Source organism: Streptococcus ruminicola, from assembly GCF_011387195.1.
In the GTDB taxonomy this organism is placed as follows: Bacteria; Bacillota; Bacilli; order Lactobacillales; family Streptococcaceae; genus Streptococcus; species Streptococcus ruminicola.
On record NZ_CP046919.1, the window covers coordinates 1,490,903 to 1,512,775 of the forward strand.

The window sequence follows — 21,873 nt, forward strand, 5'->3', positions numbered from 1 at the left end:
TAAAGTCGTGTGTTATAATAAGGACATGGATATTTGGACGCGTTTAGGACGTTATGCCTCTTTTGAAACAGAACGCATGTATTTACGTCCTTTTACATACAAGGATAGTCAGGATTTTTTTGAGATTTGTAGCAATCGTGATAATCTTCGTTTTATTTTTCCAAGTCGTGCCACACGTGAGGAAAGTGATTTTCTCATGGTTCATTATTTTATGAAGGAACCGCTCGGTGTTTGGGCGATTGAAGACAAAAAAACTCGTAAAATGATTGGTTGTATTCGTTTTGAAAAACTTGACCATAATCGTATGACAACAGAAATTGGTTATTTTATGAACCAAGCTTTCTGGGGCAAGGGGTTAATGACAGAGTGCTTAAAAACACTTGCTTTTTTGAGCTTTCAAGAGTTAGGTCTGCAAAATTTACATGTGATTGCTCATGCAGAAAATATAGCCAGTCAGCGAGTAGCGCAAAAATCAGGTTTTCGTTTGAAGCGTCAATTCAAAGGAAGTGACCGTTATAGCCGAAAAATGCGCGATTATGTTGATTATCAGTTGAGTAAAGGTGACTATCGTTATGAGTAAACATCAGAAAATATTAGAGTATCTGGAGAATTTGGCGGTTGGTAAGCGCGTGAGTGTGCGAAGTATTTCTAATCATTTAAATGTTAGTGATGGGACCGCTTATCGTGCTATCAAAGAAGCCGAAAATCGTGGTATCGTAGAGACTAGACCTCGAAGCGGAACGGTTCGTATTGAAAAGAAACCTGCCGTACGCATTGAGCGATTGACTTATTCAGAAATTGCTCGTATCAGTGATTCAGAGGTTTTAGCAGGAAAAGCAGGGCTTAGCCGAGAGTTTAGCAAGTTTTCAATTGGTGCTATGACTCAGGAAAATATCTTGCGTTATTTGGTTAAAGGTGGGCTTTTGATTGTTGGGGACCGTGAAAACATCCAATTGCTAGCGCTTGAAAAACATAACGCCATTTTGGTAACTGGAGGATTTTCTGTCTCAGAAGCTGTTATTCGTCTAGCTGATGAGCTTGGCATTCCTGTCATGGTGACTAATTACGATACGTTTACAGTTGCCACGATGATTAACCATGCTTTGTCTAATTTGCGCATTAAGACAGATTTGACAACGGTTGAGCAAGTTTATCAAGTCAAAGCAGAATACGGATTTTTGCACGAAGGTGACACTGTGCGTGATTTTAACACCTTGATTAAGCAAACCAAGAATGTCCGTTTTCCAGTTATTAATAGTAAAAATCTTGTTGTCGGTGTTGTCAGTATGTTTGACGTTGTTGATAAGGAAAATAACGTTGATATCAAAAGTATCATGTCTCGCAATTTGATTGTCGCTAAACCGCAAGCGAGTCTGGCTAACATTAGTCAAAAAATGATTTTTGAAGATCTTAATATGCTGCCAGTTGTGGCTGAAGATTTGACTTTACTTGGAGTGATTACACGCCGTCAGGCTGTCGAGAATTTACAGAACCTACAGCATTCAAGTCCTTACACTTACAGTGATCAGATGCTGTCTAATTTGAAGCAAGAAGATGGTGTTTACCAATTTATCGTCGAACCAGCGATGATTGACCATGCAGGAAATTTTGCGCAGGGTGTTCTGACAGAATTTATTAAGGAAATCAGTGTTCGTGTTTTAACTAAAAAACATCAAAAGAATATCATTATTGAACAATTGATGCTTTATTTCTTGCAAGCTGTTCAAATTGATGATCGCTTAATTATTCAACCACGCATAATAACTGAAAAGCGTCGTAGCTCGGTGATTGATTTTGAAATTCTTTTAGATGATCAAATTGTCGCCAAAGCTCTGGTAACGACAAAAATCAATTAATTTTTTCTATCAAAAAGTGACTAGAACGTTACCTTTTTGACAGTTTGGTGACTATCAGTGTATAATTAAGAGTACTGATTCTTTTTAGAGTTTATTATAGGAGATAGATAATATGATTACATTAAAATCAGCTCGTGAAATCGAAGCGATGGATCGCGCAGGAGATTTCCTTGCTTCTATCCACATCGGTTTACGTGATGTTATTAAACCAGGTGTTGACATGTGGGAAGTTGAAGAATATGTTCGTCGCCGTTGTAAAGAAGAAAATGTTCTTCCACTTCAAATTGGTGTTGATGGTTCAATCATGGATTACCCATATGCTACATGTTGTGGTCTTAATGATGAAGTGGCTCACGCTTTTCCACGTCACTACATCCTAAAAGAAGGCGACTTGCTAAAAGTTGATATGGTTATGAGTGAACCACTTGATAAGTCAGTGGTTGACGTATCAAAACTAAACTTTGATAACGTTGAACAAGTTAAAAAATACACGCAATCATATTCTGGTGGTGTGGCCGACTCATGTTGGGCATACGCTGTTGGTGAAGTTTCAGAAGAAGTTAAAAATCTGATGGATGTTACCAAAGAATGCCTTTATATTGGTATTGAAAAAGCTGTTGTTGGTAACCGTATCGGTGATATCGGTGCAGCGATTCAAGAATATGCTGAAAGCCGCGGCTACGGTGTCGTTCGTGATTTGGTAGGTCACGGTGTTGGTCCTACAATGCACGAAGAACCAATGGTCCCTCACTATGGTAAAGCAGGTCGTGGACTTCGTTTGCGCGAAGGTATGGTATTGACTGTTGAACCAATGATTAATACAGGAACATGGGAAATCGATACTGACATGAAAACTGGCTGGGCTCACAAAACCCTTGATGGTGGGCTATCATGTCAATACGAACATCAATTTGTTATCACAAAAGACGGTCCTGTTATTCTAACAAGCCAAGGAGAAGAAAGAACTTACTAAGATGAAGCGAAAGCAATTCTTAGACAAATTATGGTCTAAATTAGAGTGGCAACCGCTGCAAGTTTATTTAAAACACTACCGCAGTGCTGAGATTGATTTATCAGCAATTGCTGTTGCTTATTATTTACTGCTGACAGCCTTTCCGCTGATTGTCATTGCAGCTAATATTTTCCCTTATCTGAACATTGATGTTAATATTTTGTTGGCATTTATGAAGAAAAATTTGCCAACTAACCTTTACCCATCGGTGTCGGCTATTACGATTGATATTTTTTCAAAACCTTCAGGTAGTATTTTGGGAGTTGCCACTTTAACGGCATTTTGGACCATGTCTAAATCGTTGACCTCTCTTCAAAAAGCAATTAATAAAGCATATGGTGTAGCGCAACACAGAGATGTTGTCATTGGTCGATTAGTTGGTGTTATTGGGAGTCTTTTGATTCTTTTCTTACTAACTTTCGTTTTACTATTTTCGACTTTCTTAAAAGTTGTTTTGCAAATTATCAATTCGAATTATGATTTGAGTGATACGATGGCAACTGTTATATTGCATTTATCACAGCCAGTGACAGTTATAACGATTGTTATTGGGCTAATGTTACTGTATTTTATTCTGCCTAACGTAAAAATCAAACGTCTACGCTATATTTTACCAGGGACGATATTCACATCCGTTGTTATTGTGTTCTTGAATAACTTGTTTAGTAGTTATATTTTGAGAACTTTTGAACGAATGGTGGACATTAAAACGTTTGGATCTGTCGTGATTTTTGTTTTGATGTTGTGGTTTATCTTTCTTGCACATATCTTGATTTTAGGAGCTATCTTTAATGCGACTTATCAAGAAGTACGTCAAGGGAAAATGGAAAGCCGTCGAGGCGATTTGTTGTCTATCTTGACACAACGAGGAAAAAAATAACACCCAAGGGTGTTATTTTTTATCTTTAAAAACAAGTAATTTACTGAGAACGTAATTCAAAACGATGACTAAAACTTGAGCAAAGAGAGTCTCGATAGCATTTACCATCGACAGATTGTCACCGACAAATTGTCCGATAATATGTGGAAATTTTGTCACTAAAAGGTAAGCTAAAACTAAGTCAAGAATCAGTGTTGATAGACGAGCAACAGCAAACTTGATTAAACGTTTGAACCAACCTTTTCTAGCTTGGTTGAAAACAAAATAATCATTGGTAAAGAAAGCAAATACAATAGCTGTAATGTTTGCGATAACGGCAGAAAGAGTTGCTGATTCAGCGATTGAGAAGACGATTAAACGTGTCCCCATGTAGACAATAGTTGCCAGAACTCCGAAAAATAGATATTTAAAAACTTCGCTAGTAATTATTTTTTTCATAGGACTACTATATCAAATTTTTAGTATTTGTGCTATACTTTAAAGCGTTGTCTTGACGACCCTTGGTGCTTAGTTCCCTTTCGCCAAGCATATTACAAACGTTGGAAGCTAGCCTTTCAAACGTCAAAGGAGAAGAAAATGGAAAAATTCACTATGCGTGATTTTGTTCGAGTTGCCCTTGTTGCAGCACTTTATGTTGTTTTAACAATCACACCGCCTCTAAATGCGATTTCTTACGGTGCTTATCAGTTCCGAGTATCAGAAATGTTAGTATTTTTGGCTTTTTATAATCGTAAATATATTATCGGCTTAACAGCAGGTTGTATGATTGCTAATTTATATAGTTTTGGTCTCATCGATGTCTTTGTCGGTGGTAGCCAGACTTTTGTTTTCTTGATGCTAGGTGTAACCTTGTTTGACCGCTATAAAGATCAATATCTCTTTAATGGTTTATTTAATAAAGCATTCTTTTATTTCTCACTATTATTTGCGGCTTCAATGTTTACCATTGCTACCGAGTTACATATTGTTGCCAATGCACCTTTCTTGATGACTTGGTTTACTTCAGCTGTTGGAGAACTTGCTTCTCTTCTAATTGGTTCACTTGTCATGGATAAATTAGCCAGTCGTATTGAATTGACTGCTTGATATACCAAAAGAATTTCCAAAAGTGGAAGTTCTTTTTTTCTATATAATATCTTCAAAAAATGATAAGTTTTAAAGAGTATTTTTCTTTAGATGTGTTAAAATAGTATATATGAAAGAACGTATTCAAAAATTGGTTGATGAACTCAACCAGTATCGAAAAGAGTATTATACACAAGACCAACCAACGGTCTCTGATAGTGAGTATGACAAGCTCTATCGTGAATTGGTAGAGCTTGAAAAGGCTAATCCAGACTTGATTTTGCCGGATAGTCCGACACAAGCAGTTGGGGGTCTTATTTTAGATGGCTTTGAAAAATATCAACATGAAACACCACTGTATAGTTTACAAGATGCTTTTTCACGTGAGGAATTAGATGATTTTGATCGTCGCGTCAAGGCAGAATTTCCAAATGCATCTTACATGGCTGAGCTTAAGATTGATGGACTTTCAGTATCATTAGTCTACGTAGACGGTGTACTTCAAGTTGGTGCGACACGTGGTGATGGTTCAATCGGTGAAAATATCACTGAAAATGTCAAACGCATCAAAGACATTCCACACAAATTGGAAGAGCCTTTGACAATCACGGTTCGAGGCGAAGCTTATTTGCCGAGAGAATCTTTTGATAAGATTAACGAAGAACGTCGGGAAAGTGGTCAGTCAGAATTTGCCAATCCTCGTAATGCCGCAGCTGGTACCCTTCGTCAGTTGAATACTGCAGTCGTTGCAAAACGTAATCTAGCAACCTTCTTGTACCAAGAAGTGGCGTCAACAAGTATGACCACACAAAATGACGTTTTAGAAGAATTGTCTCGTTATGGTTTTTCAGTTAATCCAAAACGAATTACAACATCTTCAATGGAAGATATCTGGGCATTTATTCAAGAAGTGGCTGCAGAGCGTGATAGTCTTCCGTATGATATTGACGGTATCGTTATTAAGGTTAATAGCCTTGCTATGCAAGAAGAACTTGGATTTACAGTTAAGGCACCACGTTGGGCGATTGCTTATAAATTCCCAGCTGAAGAAAAAGAAGCTGAGATTTTATCAGTAGATTGGACAGTTGGGCGTACGGGAGTTGTTACCCCAACAGCTAATTTAACGCCTGTTCAACTTGCAGGAACAACTGTTAGTCGTGCGACTTTGCACAATGTGGATTATATTGCTGAAAAAGATATCCGAATCGGAGATACCGTTATTGTCTACAAGGCGGGAGATATTATTCCAGCTGTACTTCACGTGGTTGAAAGTAAGCGTGATAAGCAAGTTCCAATGCCAATTCCTGAGACGTGTCCGTCATGTGGCAGTGAGCTGATTCACTATGAGGATGAAGTGGCGCTTCGCTGTATTAACCCACTTTGCCCAAGCCAAATTCAAGAGCGCTTAACGCATTTTGCCAGTCGAGATGCCATGAATATTACTGGTCTTGGACCTTCAATCGTTAAGAAACTCTTTACAGCGGATTTGGTTCATGACGTTGCAGATATTTATCGACTAAGTGTCGAAGATTTGCTGACGCTTGATGGCTTTAAAGAAAAATCAGCTGAAAAACTTTACAATGCTATCCAAGCATCAAAAGCTAATTCAGCAGAAAAATTATTATTTGGTTTAGGAATCCGTCATGTTGGTGCTAAAGCAAGTCGTCAGCTCCTAGAAGTTTTTGAAAGTATCGAAAACCTTGTGGCAGCAGATGAAGAAGCTATTGCTAATATTGATGGTCTTGGAACAGTTATTGCTAAGTCACTGCGCAGCTATTTTGCAAAAAAAGAAGCCGAAGAACTTTTGGCAGAATTGAAAAATGCTGGTGTTAATTTTGCTTATCTTGGAAAGAAAGTTTCCAAAGATGCTCAATTAGCTGGTTTGACAGTGGTTCTAACTGGAAAACTCCAACGCTTAACGCGAAATGAAGCTAAAGAAAAGTTGCAGGATTTAGGAGCTAAGGTTACAGGCAGTGTTTCTAAAAAGACAGATATTGTTGTTGCAGGAGCAGATGCTGGATCAAAATTGACAAAAGCCCAAGCTCTTGGAATTGACGTTCGTGATGAAGCTTGGTTAGAAAGTTTATAATCTTTTTGAGGTAATATAATATGGTCAAAAAACAAAAACGAGCACGTTTAATCTATAATCCGACCTCTGGCCAGGAAATTATGAAGAAAAATGTTGCCGAAGTTCTAGATATTTTAGAAGGCTTTGGTTATGAAACTTCTGCCTTTCAAACAACACCCGAAGAAAATTCAGCTCGCAATGAAGCTGAGAGAGCAGCAAAGGCTGGTTTTGATTTAGTCATCGCTGCAGGTGGTGACGGAACGATTAATGAGGTTGTTAATGGAATTGCTCCGCTAGAAAAACGACCAAAAATGGCAATCATTCCAACAGGTACGACAAATGACTTTGCGCGTGCCCTTAAGATTCCTCGTGGAAATCCCGTTGAAGCTGCAAAAATTATTGGTAAAAACCAACTGATTCACATGGATATTGGTCAAGCGCGTGAGGATACGTATTTCATCAATATCGCTGCTGCAGGTTCATTCACAGAATTGACTTACAGTGTGCCAAGTCAGTTGAAAACCATGTTTGGTTACCTAGCTTATTTGGCAAAAGGGGTTGAGCTTCTACCAGGAATTCGTACGGTTCCAGTTCGCATCAAACATGAAAAAGGTGTCTTTGAAGGTGATGTGTCAATGATTTTTGCTGCCATCACTAATTCAGTAGGTGGCTTTGAACAAATCGCTCCAGATGCTAAACTTGATGATGGTAAGTTCACTTTGATTTTAGTGAAAACAGCTAACTTGATTGAGATTTTACGTTTGATTCGATTAGTTCTTGATGGTGGTAAACATATCGGTGATAAGCGCATTGAGTACATCAAGACAGACTTCTTGAAAATTGAACCTCTATCAGACAAGAAAATGATGATTAATTTGGATGGTGAGTACGGTGGTGACGCGCCAATCGTGCTTCGTAATCTTAAAAATCATATTACTTTCTTTGCTAACACGGATGAAATTTCAGATGATGCCTTAGTTTGGGATCAAGAAGATTTAGCGCTAGAAGCTATTGCTCAAAAATTTGCTCATGAAGTTGAAGACTTAGATGAGTCAATGGACAAATAATTCGCACTTTAAATAGTAGAAAGTGTTTTCAAAATTATATGGAAAATTGTTTATGAAAGCAGTTTCTGGACATTCTGTCCAAAAACGCATTTTCCAACATGATTTGTATAGAAAATCTACCATAAAATGTTAGTAAATAAGGCTCATAAAGCCTAAAGGAAAGCGGATTTGACCGTTTTCCTTTTATTATTGCTTAAAAACTAAACAAAGGTTAAGTATAGTTCGGGAAAACGTTTCCGAAAACGGTGATTTCGTTGACAATTCCTTAAAATAGGACTAAAATAACGAAGTAAAAAATTTTAAAAGGAGATTCATATCATGTTGAATTTAAAAATCTTAGCACTTGGTCTTGCCGTACTAGGAGTTAGTCTTGGTGAAGGTATCCTCGTTGCCAACATTGCAAAATCTGCAGCACGTCAACCAGAAATGTTCAGTAAATTGCAAACAATCATGTTCCTTGGAGTAGCCTTCATCGAAGGTACATTCTTCGTCCTTCTTGCATCTACATTCTTCGTTGGATAATTCTAACTAAGAACTTATAAAAAGAAGGAGGGATAAAGTTGGAAACATCTGTAAATCCAACAGCGCATGTCTTTGGTATTGAGTTTGACTTAACCATTTTAGCGATGTCTCTCTTGACGGTGATTATTTCCTTCGGTATCATTTTTTGGGCAACTCGAAAAATGACTCTAAAACCTAAAGGAAAACAAAATTTCATTGAGTATGTCTACGAGTTCGTACAAAATACGATTAAACCTAATCTTGGAGAATACACTCCTAAGTACAGCTTGTTGATGTTCACATTCTTCTTTTTCATTCTGATTGCTAACAACCTTGGTTTGCTAGTTAAATTGGAGTCTGAAGATTATAACTTTTGGACATCTCCAACATCAACTTTCATGGTCGATTTTACTTTGTCTTTAATCGTCGCGATTGTTGTCCATGTTGAGGGTGTTCGAAAGAAAGGTGTCAAAGCATATTTGAAAGGTTACTTAAGTCCTTTCCCAATGATGCTTCCAATGAACATCTTAGAGCAATTTACTAACGTTTTGTCACTTGCTCTACGTTTATTTGGTAACATTTATGCTGGTGAAGTTGTTACTGCTTTGATTGTAGGTTTTGGTACAAAAAGCTTGATTTTTGCTCCATTTGCCTTTGCCCTTAACTTGGCTTGGGTTGCTTTCTCAGCCTTTATCGGATGCATTCAAGCGTACGTATTCACTATTTTGTCATCTAAATATATCTCAGAAAAACTCCCAGAAGATGAGGATGAATCTTAAGAAAGGAATAATCAATGGAAACACTAATCAATAGTACAAGTATTGGTAATATTATTATTACTGCTGGTTCAGTGATCCTTTTGTTGGTTCTCATCAAACTTTTTGCTTGGGAACAATTGACAGGGATCTTTACCGCTCGTGAAGAAAAAATTGCTAATGATATTGATGGTGCAGAAGCAGCACGTAAAGAAGCAGAAGCTCTTGCTGCTAAACGCCAAGAAGAGTTAGCTGGCGCTCGTACTGAGGCAACTCAAATTATTGATGATGCCAAAGAAACTGGTAAAAATCAAGAGGCTAAAATTGTCGCTGAAGCACGCGAAGAAGCTAGCCGCTTGAAAGCTAAAGCTAATCAAGATATCGAACAAAGTAAAGCAGAAGCTCTTTCAAGTGTTAAAGGTGATGTCGCTGATTTGACTGTCCTTTTGGCAGAAAAAATCATGACAGCTAATCTTGACAAAGAAGCTCAAAGCAATCTCATTGATAGCTATCTTGACAAGCTAGGAGATGCCTAATGGATAAAAAGACACAAGCTCTTGTTGAGCAATATGCGAAAAGTCTCGTAGAAATTGCTATTGAAAAAGACAGTTTAGCTGAACTCCAATCAGAAACAGAAGCTTTGTTGTCTGTTTTTGAAGAGACAAACTTAGCTGACTTCTTGTCAAGTTTAGTCGTTTCACGTGATGAAAAAGTAAAACTTGTTAGGTTGCTTCAAGAGTCTAGTTCAGTTTACATGAACAATTTTCTTGAGGTAATTTTACAAAATGAACGAGAAGCGTTCTTGAAAGCCATCTTGGAAGGTGTTCAAAAAGATTTTGTTATTGCTACAAATCAACACGATATTGTTGTGACAACCGCAGTAGCTTTAACTGATGAACAAAAAGAACGTATCCTAGCCTTGGTAGCTGAAAAATTCGGTGTTAAAGCTGGTAAACTCGTTGAAAACATTGACGAATCAATCCTTGGTGGATTTGTTATCAATGTTAACAATAAAGTAATTGACACAAGTATTCGTCGTCAATTGCAAGAATTTAAAATGAATTTGAAATAGAAAGTGGTGTGACTTTTGGCAATTAATGCACAAGAAATTAGCGCTTTAATTAAAAAGCAAATTGAAAACTTCCAGCCAAATTTTGACGTCACAGAAACTGGTGTTGTCACTTATATCGGTGATGGTATCGCTCGTGCTCGTGGTCTTGATAATGCCATGAGTGGAGAACTTCTTGAATTTTCAAATGGTGCTTTCGGTATGGCTCAAAACCTTGAGTCAAATGACGTTGGTATCATCATTCTTGGAGATTTCTCTACAATTCGTGAAGGTGATGAAGTAAAACGTACTGGTAAAATCATGGAAGTACCAGTAGGTGAAGCTCTTATCGGTCGTGTTGTTAACCCACTTGGTCAACCAGTAGATGGTCTTGGTGATATCAAGACAACTGCTACACGTCCAGTTGAAACACCTGCACCAGGCGTTATGCAACGTAAATCAGTTTCTGAACCACTCCAAACAGGTCTTAAAGCGATTGACGCTTTGGTTCCAATTGGACGTGGTCAACGTGAATTGATCATTGGTGACCGTCAAACAGGTAAAACATCTGTTGCGATTGACGCAATTTTGAACCAAAAAGGACAAGATATGATTTGTATCTATGTTGCTATTGGTCAAAAAGAATCAACTGTTCGTACACAAGTTGAAACACTTCGTAAATACGGTGCCCTTGATTACACAATCGTTGTGACAGCCTCAGCTTCACAACCTTCTCCATTACTTTACATCGCTCCATATGCTGGTGTTGCAATGGCAGAAGAATTTATGTACAACGGAAAACATGTCTTGATTGTTTATGATGATTTATCAAAACAAGCGGTAGCTTACCGTGAACTGTCACTTCTTCTTCGTCGTCCACCAGGACGTGAAGCTTACCCAGGTGATGTCTTCTATCTTCACAGCCGCTTGCTTGAACGTTCTGCGAAAGTTTCTGATGCTCTTGGTGGTGGTTCAATTACAGCCCTTCCATTTATCGAAACACAAGCTGGTGATATCTCAGCTTACATCGCAACTAACGTAATCTCAATCACTGACGGACAAATCTTCTTGCAAGAAAATCTTTTCAACTCAGGTATTCGTCCTGCAATCGATGCTGGTTCTTCAGTATCACGTGTTGGTGGTTCAGCACAAATCAAAGCAATGAAGAAAGTTGCTGGTACACTTCGTCTTGACTTGGCTTCTTACCGTGAACTTGAAGCCTTCACTCAATTCGGTTCTGACTTGGATGCCGCAACTCAAGCTAAACTTAACCGTGGACGTCGTACAGTTGAAGTGCTTAAACAACCTGTTCACAAACCACTTCCTGTTGAAAAACAAGTTGTGATTCTTTATGCGCTTACTCATGGTTTCTTGGATGATGTGCCAGTAAATGACATCCTAGCATTCGAAGAAGCTTTGTATGATTACTTTGATGCACACTACGAATCAATCTTTGAAACTATCCGTACAACCAAAGATTTACCAGAAGAATCTGTCTTAGATGCAGCTATTCAAGCCTTTAAAGATCAGTCAGAATTCAAATAAGAGGGAGGTAGCATATGGCAGGCTCTCTTAGTGAAATCAAAGGGAAAATTATTTCAACTCAGAAAACAAGTCACATCACAGGTGCCATGCAAATGGTATCTGCTGCGAAATTGACTAAATCTGAGCAAGCAGCAAAAGATTTCCAAGTTTACGCTTCAAAAATTCGTCAAATCACTACTGACTTATTGAAATCAGAATTAGTTAATGGTTCAAAAAATCCAATGCTAGCCGCTCGTCCGGTTAAAAAGACTGGTTACATTGTTATCACGTCTGACAAAGGACTTGTTGGTGGATATAACTCAAAAATCTTGAAAGCAATGATGGATCTTATTGAGGAATATCACCAAGATGGTAACTACGCTATTATTGCCATCGGTGGTATTGGTGCTGATTTCTTTAAAGCTCGTGGAATGAACGTTGTCTTTGAATTGCGTGGTTTGGAAGATCAGCCATCATTTGAACAAGTTGGAAATATCATTTCAAAATCTGTTGAAATGTATAAAAACGAATTGTTCGATGAATTATATGTATGTTACAATCACCATGTGAATAGCTTGACTAGTCAAGTTCGTGTACAACAAATGCTTCCAATCGCTGAATTGGATGCTGATGAAGCAGCAGAAGAAGGTGTAAGTGGATTTGAATTGGAACCAAATCGTGAAATGATTTTGGAACAACTCTTGCCACAATATACTGAAAGCCTTATTTATGGTGCCATTGTTGATGCTAAAACTGCTGAGCATGCGGCAGGTATGACTGCTATGCAAACAGCAACTGATAACGCTAAAAACGTTATTAACGATTTGACTATTCAGTACAACCGTGCGCGTCAAGCTGCTATTACACAAGAAATCACAGAAATTGTAGCAGGTGCTAACGCACTAGAATAAAATGTGAGTGCTTTTTAGCCTCATAAAAAAGGGAGCCACTCCCTAAAAAATCTAAAAGGAGAAAAACATGAGCTCAGGCAAAATTGCTCAGGTTGTAGGTCCAGTTGTCGACGTTGCGTTTGCTGCTGGTGACAAACTACCTGAGATTAATAATGCATTGATTGTTTATAAAGATGGCGATAAATCTCAAAAAATCGTGCTCGAAGTTGCTCTTGAACTTGGAGACGGTCTTGTACGTACTATCGCTATGGAATCAACTGATGGGCTTACACGTGGATTAGAAGTTTTTGATACTGGTCGTCCAATCAGTGTACCAGTTGGTAAAGAAACTTTGGGTCGTGTGTTTAACGTTCTCGGGGATACAATTGACCTTGATGAACCATTTGCAGAAGATGCACCACGCGAACCAATTCACAAAAAAGCACCAGCTTTTGATGAATTATCAACATCATCAGAAATCCTTGAAACAGGTATCAAAGTTATTGACCTTCTTGCCCCTTACCTAAAAGGTGGTAAAGTCGGACTTTTCGGTGGTGCCGGTGTTGGTAAAACCGTTCTTATCCAAGAATTGATTCACAACATTGCCCAAGAACACGGTGGTATCTCAGTATTTACCGGTGTTGGGGAACGTACACGTGAAGGTAATGACCTTTACTGGGAAATGAAAGAATCTGGCGTTATCGAAAAAACAGCCATGGTCTTCGGTCAAATGAATGAACCACCTGGAGCACGTATGCGTGTTGCCCTTACTGGTTTGACAATTGCGGAATACTTCCGTGATGTCGAAGGACAAGACGTGCTTCTTTTCATCGATAACATCTTCCGTTTCACTCAAGCAGGTTCTGAAGTATCAGCCCTTCTTGGTCGTATGCCATCTGCCGTTGGTTACCAACCAACATTGGCTACTGAAATGGGTCAATTGCAAGAACGTATCACATCAACTAAAAAAGGTTCTGTTACATCTATCCAAGCCATCTACGTGCCAGCCGATGACTACACTGACCCAGCGCCAGCAACAGCATTCGCTCACTTGGATTCAACAACCAACCTTGAACGTAAGTTGACTCAAATGGGTATCTACCCAGCCGTTGACCCTCTTGCTTCAAGCTCACGTGCCCTTGCCCCAGAAATTGTTGGTCAAGAACACTATGAAGTAGCAACAGAAGTTCAACGTGTTCTTCAACGTTACCGTGAATTGCAAGATATCATTGCAATCCTTGGTATGGATGAATTGTCTGACGAAGAAAAAACATTGGTTGGACGTGCTCGTCGTATCCAATTCTTCTTGTCACAAAACTTCAACGTTGCTGAACAATTTACAGGTATGCCTGGTTCATACGTTCCAGTTGCTGAAACTGTTCGTGGATTCAAAGAAATCTTGGAAGGTAAATATGATGATCTTCCAGAAGATGCTTTCCGTAACGTAGGTCCAATCGAGGATGTAGTTGAAAAAGCTAAGAAAATGAATTACTAATGAGGTGATACCATGACATATATGACTGTTCAGGTAGTAACACCAGATGGTATTCGCTATGATCACCATGCTAATTTTATTTCAGTAAAAACACCGGATGGTGAGATGGGGATTTTGCCAGAACACATTAACCTCATTGCTCCGCTAACTGTCCACGAAATGAAAATTCATCGTACAGATGATCCTAATCACGTGGATTGGGTAGCTATCAACGGTGGTATTATTGAGATTAAAGATAATCTTGTGACAATTGTTGCAGATTCTGCAGAACGTGAACGCGATATCGATGTTAGCCGTGCTGAACGTGCTAAAATCCGTGCTGAACGTAAATTGGAACAAGCTCAAAGTACTCACGATATCGACGAAGTACGTCGTGCACAAGTTGCTCTTCGCCGTGCTTTGAACCGTATCAGTGTTGGTAATAAATAAACGAAAAGGTCTGAGAGTTTATCTCAGGCTTTTTTTATTACTTTTTGATGTTTTTTTCATGAAGAAAGCTTACACTTGTGCAGTTTTTTGTTGTCGAAAATGAAATCTGATATAATAGTTCTATGGAAATTTTAAATAGTTCAGTGACTTTGATTAGTCACCTTGTTTTTATTGCAATGACACATCAAATTCTTCGAAATTTATTTGATTGGTCAAAATTAATTAAAAATACGCCTGAGAATATCGGTCGCCTTAAGGTATTTATTCTTTTGGTTAGTATTGCACTTGGTTATATGGTAAGCCATTTTATTTTAGAAATCATTACAGTTAGTCAGACTTTCTTCTTTGGTTTTCAATAAAAGCAATAATCGCTAAACTATGATATAATTTTGATATTATAATATAAGAATGGAGTTCATTTTGGATAAAATTATTATTGAAGGCGGTAATACACGCCTAGAAGGAGAAGTAATCATTGAAGGAGCAAAGAATGCGGTTCTTCCTCTTCTTGCAGCGACAATTTTACCGAAGGAAGGAAAGACAGTTTTAACAAATGTCCCAATCCTTTCAGATGTCTTTACGATGAATAATGTTGTCCGTGGTTTAGATATTCAAGTTGATTTTGATGAAGCGAATAACACGATTGAAGTGGATGCTTCAGGAGATATTTTGGATATTGCCCCATATGAATATGTTAGCAAAATGCGTGCTTCAATCGTTGTTTTAGGACCAATTTTAGCGCGTAAAGGTCATGCAAAAGTATCAATGCCTGGTGGCTGCACGATTGGTAGTCGTCCAATTGACCTTCACCTTAAAGGTTTGGAAGCTATGGGGGCAAAAATCACACAAGCTGGTGGTGATATCACAGCGACTGTTGATGGGAAACTTAAAGGGACAACAATTTACATGGATTTCCCATCAGTTGGTGCAACACAAAACTTGATGATGGCAGCAACTTTGGCAGAAGGTGTGACTGTTATTGAAAATGTCGCACGTGAGCCAGAAATCGTTGATTTAGCGATGCTACTTAATAAAATGGGTGCTATCGTTAAAGGTGCTGGTACAGAGACTTTGACCATTACTGGTGTCGATAGTCTTCATGGTGCTGAACATGATGTGGTTCAAGACCGTATTGAAGCTGGAACTTTCATGGTAGCGGCAGCTATGACATCAGGTAATGTTCTTGTTAAGGATGCTATCTGGGAACACAATCGTCCTTTGATTTCAAAATTGATTGAGATGGGTGTGACCGTTATTGATGAACCTGAAGGGATTCGTGTTATTGCTGATACGGCAAAATTAAAACCAGTAACGGTTAAAACACTTCCTCATCCAGGTTTCCCTACAGATATGCAAGCTCAATTTACAGCTTTGATGGCAGTTGTCAATGGCGAATCAACAATGATTGAAACGGTCTTTGAGAATCGTTTCCAACATTTGGAAGAAATGCGCCGTATGGGCTTGCAGTCAGAAATCATGCGCGATACAGCTATGATTCATGGTGGGCTAGAGCTTCAAGGTGCTCCAGTTATGTCAACTGACCTTCGTGCTAGCGCAGCCCTTATTTTGACAGGGATGGTGGCAAAAGGAACAACAACAGTTGGTCGCTTGAATCACCTTGACCGTGGATATTACAAATTCCATGAAAAATTGGCTAAACTCGGTGCAAATATTAAACGTGTAAGTGAGGCTTAAAAAATGACAAGTGGCTGGAAATACGTAGCAAAACAGTTAGGATTAGTTCTAGTGGTTGCTCTTTTGGCTTGTTTATTTTTAGCAGTTGGATTGATGATTGGATATGCCGTCATTGGTGATGGTAAAAATCCATTCTCAATTTTATCGATTGATAAATGGCAAGCAATTATTGGCAAATTTACAGGCCAATAAGCTATTTGTATTTTAGAGCAGCTTGACGAAAATGTAGAAGTGGGATAATCGACTTTATGATTTTGATAAAGCACGATGTTCCACTTTTTTAGTGAAAGGATTTTATGGCAAAGAAATCAAAACTGTCTAAACAGACAAAATCATTTATTTCTTTATTAGTTTTATTGGTTAGTATTGGTGCGGGTTGGCTGACAACTTCAGATTCAAGTGATCCTGTTAATCAAGTTATTTCCTTGATTACGGGAGAATCATCTGCAAAGATTGTGTCAAATCAGTCTTCTGCTAATCAAGCAACACCAAGTCAAGAATTAGCAGACTCAGTCTTAACAGACAGTGTTAAAGCTCAGCTTGGTTCAAATTTAGAATGGAACGGTGCGGGAGCTTATTTGGTTAACGGAAATAAAAACGATTTGAATGCAAGAGTAGCCAGCAAACCTTATGCCAATAACAAAACAAAAATTGTGCAAGGTCAGACTATTCCAACGGTCGCAAATGCTTTGTTGAGTAAGTCTACACGTCAATATAGAAGCCGTGAGGAAACTAGAAATGGCTCAACTTCATGGACACCAGCGGGCTGGCACCAAGTGCAAAATCTTTCTGGAACATACAGTCACGCCGTTGACCGTGGGCACTTGCTCGGCTATGCTTTAGTTGGTGGCTTAAAAGGCTTTGATGCTTCAACAAGCAATCCTGAAAATGTAGCCACTCAGGCAGCCTGGGCAAATGAAGCTAGTTCAGAAGACTCAACGGGTCAAAATTACTACGAAGGTCAGGTCAGAAGAGCACTTGATCAGAATAAACGTGTTCGTTACCGCGTGACTTTAATCTATGATGGCGATAATATTCTTGCTAGCGGGACACATTTGGAAGCAAAATCATCTGACGGTAGTTTAGAGTTTAATGTTTTCATTCCGAATGTCCAAAGTGGTTTAAGCTTTGATTATTATTCAGGTCAGGTTAGTGTGAATTAAGCTGCTATATTCAACCTTGTCAAATGGCAAAAAATTTGCTAGAATGGGGTGTAAATTGAATAGTGTCTTATGAGACTAGTAACCTTATGGCAGTTTAACAGGGAATGGAAGTCGTGACTGGAAGCTTCCTAGATGAAAGTTTGGCGAATTCACTCATGTTAAAGACGATGAATTAAGGTCTGCTAGTCAGATAAAAAACGGATGGTACCGCGTGTCAACGCTCCGCTATTGGAGTGTGGCACGCTTTTTTCGTTTAAAAACATTAGGGGTTGCCCCAAGGAAGGAATTTTAATGGATTTACAAGCGCAGTTAGAAGAATTAAAATCATCTACGCAAGCTAAATTGGCTGAAATGCGTGGAAACAATGCAAAAGAACTTCAAGAATTACGTGTGCAAGTTCTTGGTAAAAAAGGATCATTGACAGAATTATTGAAAGGTTTGAAAGATCTTTCTAAAGAAATGCGTCCAGTTGTCGGAAAACAAGTTAACGAAGTACGTGACGTTTTGACAAAAGCTTTTGAAGAACAAGCTAAAATCGTTGAAGCGGCTAAAATCAAAGCACAATTGGAATCAGAAAGCTTGGATGTGACTCTTCCAGGACGTCAAGTAAACCTTGGTAACCGTCACGTTTTGACACAAACAAGTGAAGAAATTGAAGATATTTTCCTTGGTATGGGATTCCAAGTTGTTGATGGTTATGAAGTTGAATCTGACTATTATAACTTTGAACGCATGAACTTGCCAAAAGATCACCCAGCTCGTGACATGCAAGATACTTTCTACATCACTGAAGAAATCCTGCTTCGTACTCACACAAGTCCAGTTCAAGCTCGTACACTTGATAAACACGACTTTTCTAAAGGTCCATTGAAAATGATCTCACCAGGACGTGTGTTCCGTCGTGATACAGACGATGCGACACACAGTCACCAATTCCACCAAATCGAAGGTCTTGTTGTTGGTGAAAACATTTCTATGGGTGACCTTAAAGGAACTCTTGAAATGATTATCAAGAAAATGTTTGGTGAAGATCGTAAAATCCGTCTTCGTCCTTCATACTTCCCATTCACTGAACCATCAGTAGAAGTTGACGTATCATGCTTCAAATGTGGTGGTAAAGGTTGTAACGTATGTAAGAAAACTGGTTGGATTGAAATCCTTGGTGCTGGTATGGTACACCCTCGCGTTCTTGAAATGTCTGGCGTTGACTCAGAAAAATATTCTGGATTTGCTTTTGGTCTTGGTCAAGAACGTATTGCGATGCTTCGTTACGGTATCAATGATATCCGTGGCTTCTATCAAGGCGATGTCCGTTTCTCAGATCAATTTAAATAATTAATTAGCAAGAAAAAGAATTGGAGGTCATCATGGCGGAAATCAAAGTTGAAAAAGTGACCTTGGATAAGTTAGATATGCTACAAAAATTGAGCATCGATACTTTTCGTGAAACATTTGGTTTTGATAACACCGAAGAAGAACTTCAAGAATTTTTCAATGAGAATTATACTTTAGCGCAACTTGAAAAAGATGTGACAGATGTAGAATCTGATGTTCGCTTTGTCAAAGTTGATGGGCGCGAGGTTGGCTTTATGAAAGTGAACTGGGGCGCAGCACAGACAGAGCATGAACTAAAAAATGCCTTTGAAATCCAACGTATTTACATTCTTAGTGAATGTCAGGGACTTGGCTTAGGTAAGAAATTATTTGAGCTGGCGCTTGATATGGCTAAGGCAGGTGAATTTGATTGGGCTTGGTTAGGTGTCTGGGAAGGCAATGTCAAAGCTCAAGGTTTCTACCGCAAATATGGATTTGAAAAATTTTCAGAGCACTCATTTAAAGTTGGCGATAAAGTAGACACAGATTGGCTTATGCGAAAAGCCTTAAAAGAATAAGAGTAGAAAGGGATAAAGAAGCTTACCTGTCAAATGTATTTTGACTGCGAAAAGCTTTTAACACATATTATGTTAGTAAGTTATAAATGGTTAAAAGAGCTTGTTGATGTTGATGTTACAACACATGAGCTTTCTGAAAAAATGTCAACAACAGGGATTGAGGTTGAAGGAGTTTCATCACCATCTGAAGGATTGACAAAATTGGTTGTTGGTCATGTTGTATCTTGTGAAGATGTTCCTGAAACACACTTGCACCTTTGCCAAGTAGATACTGGTGATGATGAATTGCGCCAAATCGTTTGTGGTGCTCCAAACGTTACTGCAGGTATCAAAGTTATCGTAGCTGTACCAGGTGCACGTATTGCTGATAACTACAAAATCAAAAAAGGTAAAATCCGTGGTATGGAATCACTTGGTATGATTTGCTCACTCCAAGAACTTGGTTTGCCAGAATCAATCATTCCAAAAGAATTTTCAGACGGTATTCAAATCTTGCCAGAAGATGCTAAACCAGGTGACAGCATTTTCCCATACCTTGATTTGGATGATGAAATTGTTGAGTTGTCAATCACACCAAACCGTGCAGATGCCCTTTCAATGCGTGGGGTTGCACATGAAGTAGCTGCTATCTACGGAAAAGAAGTTCACTTCCCAGAAAAAGAACTTAAAGAAGTTTCTAAAGCTGCAAAAGACGTTATCGATGTTGCTATCGAGTCTGACAAAGTCTTGACTTACAAAGCACGTGTCGTTGAAAACGTGACTGTTAAACCAAGTCCACAATGGTTGCAAAACCTTTTGATGAACGCTGGTATTCGTCCAATCAACAATGTTGTCGACGTGACAAACTACGTGCTATTGTACTTCGGTCAACCAATGCATGCTTTTGATTTGAATAAATTTGAAGACAATAAAATCGTCGCTCGCAATGCGCGTGCTGGTGAAAAATTGGTCACTCTTGATGGCGAAGAACGTGAATTGACAGAAGAAGATCTTGTTATCACAGTTGCTGACAAACCAGTTGCTCTTGCTGGTGTGATGGGTGGTCAAGCTACTGAAATCGACAACGCTTCTAAAAACGTTGTTCTTGAAGCTGCTGTCTTTGATGGTACAGCTATCCGTCGTACTGGATCTCGTTTGAACCTTCGTTCTGAAAGCTCAGCTCGTTTTGAAAAAGGTATCAACTATGCAACTGTCGATGAAGCTCTTGACTTTGCAGCAGCAATGCTTACAGAACTAGCTGAAGGTGATGTTCTTGCTGGTCGTGTTGAAGCTGGTTCAGTTCCAACTGAAGATGTCGAAGTATCAACAACACTTGACTATGTTAACGTTCGTTTGGGAACAGAATTGACTTTTGCTGATATCGAAGATGTCTTTGCAAAACTTGGTTTTGGTTTGTCAGGAAATGCTGATAAATTCACAGTTTCAGTACCACGTCGTCGTTGGGATATTGCTATCCAAGCTGACTTGGTTGAAGAAATTGCTCGTATTTACGGTTACGATAATCTTCCAACAACACTTCCAGAAGCTGCTGGTACTGCAGGTGAATTGACAGCAACACAAAAATTGCGTCGTAAAATGCGTTCAATTGCTGAAGGTGCTGGATTGACTGAAATCGTCTCATATGCTTTGACAACACCTGAAAAAGCAACTGAATTCACATTGCAACCAAGCAACTTGACTGAATTGATGTGGCCAATGTCAGTAGAACGTTCAGTTCTTCGTCAAAACGTTGTTTCTGGTATGCTTGATACCATTGCTTACAACGTTGCTCGTAAAAACAGTAACTTGGCAATCTATGAAATTGGTAAAGTCTTTGAACAAAAAGGTAATCCAAAAGAAGAATTACCAAACGAAATCAGCACATTTGCCTTTGCTATCTCTGGTTTAGTTGCTGAAAAAGACTTCCAAACAAAAGCAACTCCAGTTGATTTCTTCTATGCAAAAGGTATCGTTGAAGCTATCTTTAACAAACTTGATTTGACAGTTGAATACGTTGCCGAAAAAGATCTTGAAAGCATGCACCCAGGTCGTACAGCAAGCATTTATTTGGATGGTCAATTGGTTGGTTTTGTTGGTCAAATTCACCCACAAACAGCTAAAAACTACAACGTTCCAGAAACTTACGTAGCTGAATTGAACTTGGATATCATCGAAGCTGCTCTTCAAGCTGATAAAGCGTTTGTTGAAATCACTAAATTCCCAGCAGTTTCTCGTGATATTGCTTTGTTATTGCCAAAAGCAACTACTCACAAAGATATTGTCACTGCAATCGAATCAGCTAAAGTGAAACGTTTAACAGACATCAAACTCTTTGACGTGTATGCTGGTGCAAATATTGCTGAAGGTATGAAATCAATGGCTTACAGCCTTACATTCCAAAATCCAAACGATAACTTGACTGATGAAGAAGTTACTAAATACATGGATAAAATCACTAAAGTCCTTGTTGAACAACTCGGAGCAGAAGTTCGTTAATCATTTGATACAATATTAGGCTATTTGGGTTAATATAGATAAACCACCGCTACGAAAG

At 38.7% G+C, this 21,873-nt stretch carries 23 protein-coding genes and 1 riboswitch; of the genes, 22 read left to right on the plus strand and 1 reads right to left on the minus strand.

Going from position 1 to position 21,873, the window contains the following annotated elements:
* The first annotated feature begins 25 nt into the window (after positions 1 to 25).
* From GPZ88_RS07655 to GPZ88_RS07670, 4 genes are all read left to right on the plus strand, one after another.
* Positions 26 to 580, plus strand: a complete 555-nt coding sequence (locus GPZ88_RS07655) for a GNAT family N-acetyltransferase (RefSeq protein ID WP_157628860.1) — start codon at positions 26 to 28, stop codon at positions 578 to 580.
* Positions 573 to 1,856, plus strand: a complete 1,284-nt coding sequence (gene spxR, locus GPZ88_RS07660; protein ID WP_166043915.1) for a CBS-HotDog domain-containing transcription factor SpxR — start codon at positions 573 to 575, stop codon at positions 1,854 to 1,856. Before GPZ88_RS07655 ends, spxR begins: the two co-directional genes overlap by 8 nt.
* Before the next feature lie 112 nt (positions 1,857 to 1,968).
* Positions 1,969 to 2,829, plus strand: a complete 861-nt coding sequence (locus tag GPZ88_RS07665; protein WP_133017614.1) for a methionyl aminopeptidase — start codon at positions 1,969 to 1,971, stop codon at positions 2,827 to 2,829.
* 1 nt (position 2,830) lies between these two features.
* Positions 2,831 to 3,748 carry a YihY/virulence factor BrkB family protein gene (locus GPZ88_RS07670; RefSeq protein ID WP_074566175.1) on the plus strand — a complete coding sequence of 306 codons (918 nt, stop codon included), beginning with the start codon at positions 2,831 to 2,833 and terminating at the stop codon, positions 3,746 to 3,748.
* A 12-nt stretch (positions 3,749 to 3,760) separates the two neighbouring features.
* Here GPZ88_RS07670 and GPZ88_RS07675 read toward each other — a convergent pair whose 3' ends face one another.
* The gene (locus GPZ88_RS07675) at positions 3,761 to 4,186 is read right to left on the minus strand and encodes a GtrA family protein (protein WP_166043917.1); all 426 of its coding nucleotides are present in this window, start codon (positions 4,184 to 4,186) and stop codon (positions 3,761 to 3,763) included.
* Positions 4,187 to 4,214: 28 nt separating this feature from the next.
* A riboswitch (PreQ1 riboswitch) is annotated at positions 4,215 to 4,327 on the plus strand.
* Between GPZ88_RS07675 and GPZ88_RS07680 the strand changes: the two genes are divergently transcribed.
* The 18 genes from GPZ88_RS07680 to pheT all read left to right on the plus strand — a co-directional run bounded on the left by GPZ88_RS07680 (position 4,325) and on the right by pheT (position 21,815).
* Entirely contained in the window at positions 4,325 to 4,834 is a 510-nt protein-coding gene (locus GPZ88_RS07680; RefSeq protein WP_074559671.1) for a QueT transporter family protein, read from the plus strand. It overlaps the preceding riboswitch by 3 nt.
* 109 nt (positions 4,835 to 4,943) lie before the next feature.
* The gene (gene ligA / locus GPZ88_RS07685; RefSeq protein WP_166043919.1) at positions 4,944 to 6,902 is read left to right on the plus strand and encodes an NAD-dependent DNA ligase LigA; all 1,959 of its coding nucleotides are present in this window, start codon (positions 4,944 to 4,946) and stop codon (positions 6,900 to 6,902) included.
* Between the two features lie 20 nt (positions 6,903 to 6,922).
* The gene (locus GPZ88_RS07690; protein ID WP_166043921.1) at positions 6,923 to 7,948 is read left to right on the plus strand and encodes a diacylglycerol kinase family lipid kinase; all 1,026 of its coding nucleotides are present in this window, start codon (positions 6,923 to 6,925) and stop codon (positions 7,946 to 7,948) included.
* A 318-nt stretch (positions 7,949 to 8,266) separates the two neighbouring features.
* Positions 8,267 to 8,470, plus strand: a complete 204-nt coding sequence (locus GPZ88_RS07695) for a F0F1 ATP synthase subunit C (RefSeq protein ID WP_021141992.1) — start codon at positions 8,267 to 8,269, stop codon at positions 8,468 to 8,470.
* A 38-nt stretch (positions 8,471 to 8,508) separates the two neighbouring features.
* Positions 8,509 to 9,228 carry a F0F1 ATP synthase subunit A gene (gene atpB, locus GPZ88_RS07700; RefSeq protein WP_039697150.1) on the plus strand — a complete coding sequence of 240 codons (720 nt, stop codon included), beginning with the start codon at positions 8,509 to 8,511 and terminating at the stop codon, positions 9,226 to 9,228.
* Between the two features lie 14 nt (positions 9,229 to 9,242).
* A complete protein-coding gene (gene atpF / locus GPZ88_RS07705; RefSeq protein WP_039697149.1) occupies positions 9,243 to 9,740 on the plus strand; it encodes a F0F1 ATP synthase subunit B in 498 nt (165 codons plus the stop codon).
* Complete coding sequence (locus GPZ88_RS07710; protein ID WP_039697148.1) at positions 9,740 to 10,276, plus strand: F0F1 ATP synthase subunit delta; 537 nt, start codon at positions 9,740 to 9,742, stop codon at positions 10,274 to 10,276. Before atpF ends, GPZ88_RS07710 begins: the two co-directional genes overlap by 1 nt.
* A 15-nt stretch (positions 10,277 to 10,291) precedes the next feature.
* Positions 10,292 to 11,797, plus strand: coding sequence for a F0F1 ATP synthase subunit alpha (gene atpA / locus GPZ88_RS07715; protein ID WP_039697147.1), 1,506 nt, complete (start codon positions 10,292 to 10,294; stop codon positions 11,795 to 11,797).
* A 14-nt stretch (positions 11,798 to 11,811) separates the two neighbouring features.
* Positions 11,812 to 12,687, plus strand: coding sequence for a F0F1 ATP synthase subunit gamma (locus tag GPZ88_RS07720; RefSeq protein WP_158913422.1), 876 nt, complete (start codon positions 11,812 to 11,814; stop codon positions 12,685 to 12,687).
* A gap of 67 nt (positions 12,688 to 12,754) precedes the next feature.
* Positions 12,755 to 14,161 carry a F0F1 ATP synthase subunit beta gene (gene atpD / locus GPZ88_RS07725; protein WP_039697146.1) on the plus strand — a complete coding sequence of 469 codons (1,407 nt, stop codon included), beginning with the start codon at positions 12,755 to 12,757 and terminating at the stop codon, positions 14,159 to 14,161.
* A 12-nt stretch (positions 14,162 to 14,173) separates the two neighbouring features.
* Entirely contained in the window at positions 14,174 to 14,590 is a 417-nt protein-coding gene (locus GPZ88_RS07730; protein WP_074629684.1) for a F0F1 ATP synthase subunit epsilon, read from the plus strand.
* A 122-nt stretch (positions 14,591 to 14,712) separates the two neighbouring features.
* Complete coding sequence (locus tag GPZ88_RS07735; protein WP_004231090.1) at positions 14,713 to 14,949, plus strand: DUF1146 family protein; 237 nt, start codon at positions 14,713 to 14,715, stop codon at positions 14,947 to 14,949.
* A gap of 61 nt (positions 14,950 to 15,010) precedes the next feature.
* Positions 15,011 to 16,285, plus strand: a complete 1,275-nt coding sequence (gene murA, locus GPZ88_RS07740; RefSeq protein ID WP_307770178.1) for a UDP-N-acetylglucosamine 1-carboxyvinyltransferase — start codon at positions 15,011 to 15,013, stop codon at positions 16,283 to 16,285.
* A gap of 3 nt (positions 16,286 to 16,288) precedes the next feature.
* Positions 16,289 to 16,477 (plus strand): DNA-directed RNA polymerase subunit beta, encoded by a 189-nt coding sequence (locus tag GPZ88_RS07745; RefSeq protein ID WP_020916495.1) that lies wholly within the window; start codon positions 16,289 to 16,291, stop codon positions 16,475 to 16,477.
* Between the two features lie 104 nt (positions 16,478 to 16,581).
* Positions 16,582 to 17,448 carry a DNA/RNA non-specific endonuclease gene (locus tag GPZ88_RS07750; RefSeq protein WP_158913424.1) on the plus strand — a complete coding sequence of 289 codons (867 nt, stop codon included), beginning with the start codon at positions 16,582 to 16,584 and terminating at the stop codon, positions 17,446 to 17,448.
* 291 nt (positions 17,449 to 17,739) lie between these two features.
* Positions 17,740 to 18,783, plus strand: a complete 1,044-nt coding sequence (gene pheS, locus GPZ88_RS07755; RefSeq protein ID WP_014334511.1) for a phenylalanine--tRNA ligase subunit alpha — start codon at positions 17,740 to 17,742, stop codon at positions 18,781 to 18,783.
* A 32-nt stretch (positions 18,784 to 18,815) separates the two neighbouring features.
* A complete protein-coding gene (locus GPZ88_RS07760; protein ID WP_157628865.1) occupies positions 18,816 to 19,340 on the plus strand; it encodes a GNAT family N-acetyltransferase in 525 nt (174 codons plus the stop codon).
* A gap of 69 nt (positions 19,341 to 19,409) precedes the next feature.
* Complete coding sequence (pheT, locus tag GPZ88_RS07765) at positions 19,410 to 21,815, plus strand: phenylalanine--tRNA ligase subunit beta (RefSeq protein ID WP_166043923.1); 2,406 nt, start codon at positions 19,410 to 19,412, stop codon at positions 21,813 to 21,815.
* The last annotated feature ends 58 nt before the right edge of the window (positions 21,816 to 21,873 follow it).

Coding starts and splice junctions, on each gene's coding strand:
- GPZ88_RS07720 (WP_158913422.1), top strand. CDS start 11,812: ATGGCAGGCTCTCTTAGTGAAATCAAAGGGAAAATTATTTCAACTCAG.
- pheS (WP_014334511.1), top strand. CDS start 17,740: ATGGATTTACAAGCGCAGTTAGAAGAATTAAAATCATCTACGCAAGCT.
- GPZ88_RS07670 (WP_074566175.1), top strand. CDS start 2,831: ATGAAGCGAAAGCAATTCTTAGACAAATTATGGTCTAAATTAGAGTGG.
- GPZ88_RS07695 (WP_021141992.1), top strand. CDS start 8,267: ATGTTGAATTTAAAAATCTTAGCACTTGGTCTTGCCGTACTAGGAGTT.
- GPZ88_RS07690 (WP_166043921.1), top strand. CDS start 6,923: ATGGTCAAAAAACAAAAACGAGCACGTTTAATCTATAATCCGACCTCT.
- GPZ88_RS07665 (WP_133017614.1), top strand. CDS start 1,969: ATGATTACATTAAAATCAGCTCGTGAAATCGAAGCGATGGATCGCGCA.
- GPZ88_RS07710 (WP_039697148.1), top strand. CDS start 9,740: ATGGATAAAAAGACACAAGCTCTTGTTGAGCAATATGCGAAAAGTCTC.
- pheT (WP_166043923.1), top strand. CDS start 19,410: ATGTTAGTAAGTTATAAATGGTTAAAAGAGCTTGTTGATGTTGATGTT.
- GPZ88_RS07735 (WP_004231090.1), top strand. CDS start 14,713: ATGGAAATTTTAAATAGTTCAGTGACTTTGATTAGTCACCTTGTTTTT.
- atpD (WP_039697146.1), top strand. CDS start 12,755: ATGAGCTCAGGCAAAATTGCTCAGGTTGTAGGTCCAGTTGTCGACGTT.
- ligA (WP_166043919.1), top strand. CDS start 4,944: ATGAAAGAACGTATTCAAAAATTGGTTGATGAACTCAACCAGTATCGA.
- GPZ88_RS07760 (WP_157628865.1), top strand. CDS start 18,816: ATGGCGGAAATCAAAGTTGAAAAAGTGACCTTGGATAAGTTAGATATG.
- atpF (WP_039697149.1), top strand. CDS start 9,243: ATGGAAACACTAATCAATAGTACAAGTATTGGTAATATTATTATTACT.
- spxR (WP_166043915.1), top strand. CDS start 573: ATGAGTAAACATCAGAAAATATTAGAGTATCTGGAGAATTTGGCGGTT.
- GPZ88_RS07730 (WP_074629684.1), top strand. CDS start 14,174: ATGACATATATGACTGTTCAGGTAGTAACACCAGATGGTATTCGCTAT.
- GPZ88_RS07750 (WP_158913424.1), top strand. CDS start 16,582: ATGGCAAAGAAATCAAAACTGTCTAAACAGACAAAATCATTTATTTCT.
- GPZ88_RS07680 (WP_074559671.1), top strand. CDS start 4,325: ATGGAAAAATTCACTATGCGTGATTTTGTTCGAGTTGCCCTTGTTGCA.
- GPZ88_RS07675 (WP_166043917.1), bottom strand. CDS start 4,186: ATGAAAAAAATAATTACTAGCGAAGTTTTTAAATATCTATTTTTCGGA.
- GPZ88_RS07745 (WP_020916495.1), top strand. CDS start 16,289: ATGACAAGTGGCTGGAAATACGTAGCAAAACAGTTAGGATTAGTTCTA.
- GPZ88_RS07655 (WP_157628860.1), top strand. CDS start 26: ATGGATATTTGGACGCGTTTAGGACGTTATGCCTCTTTTGAAACAGAA.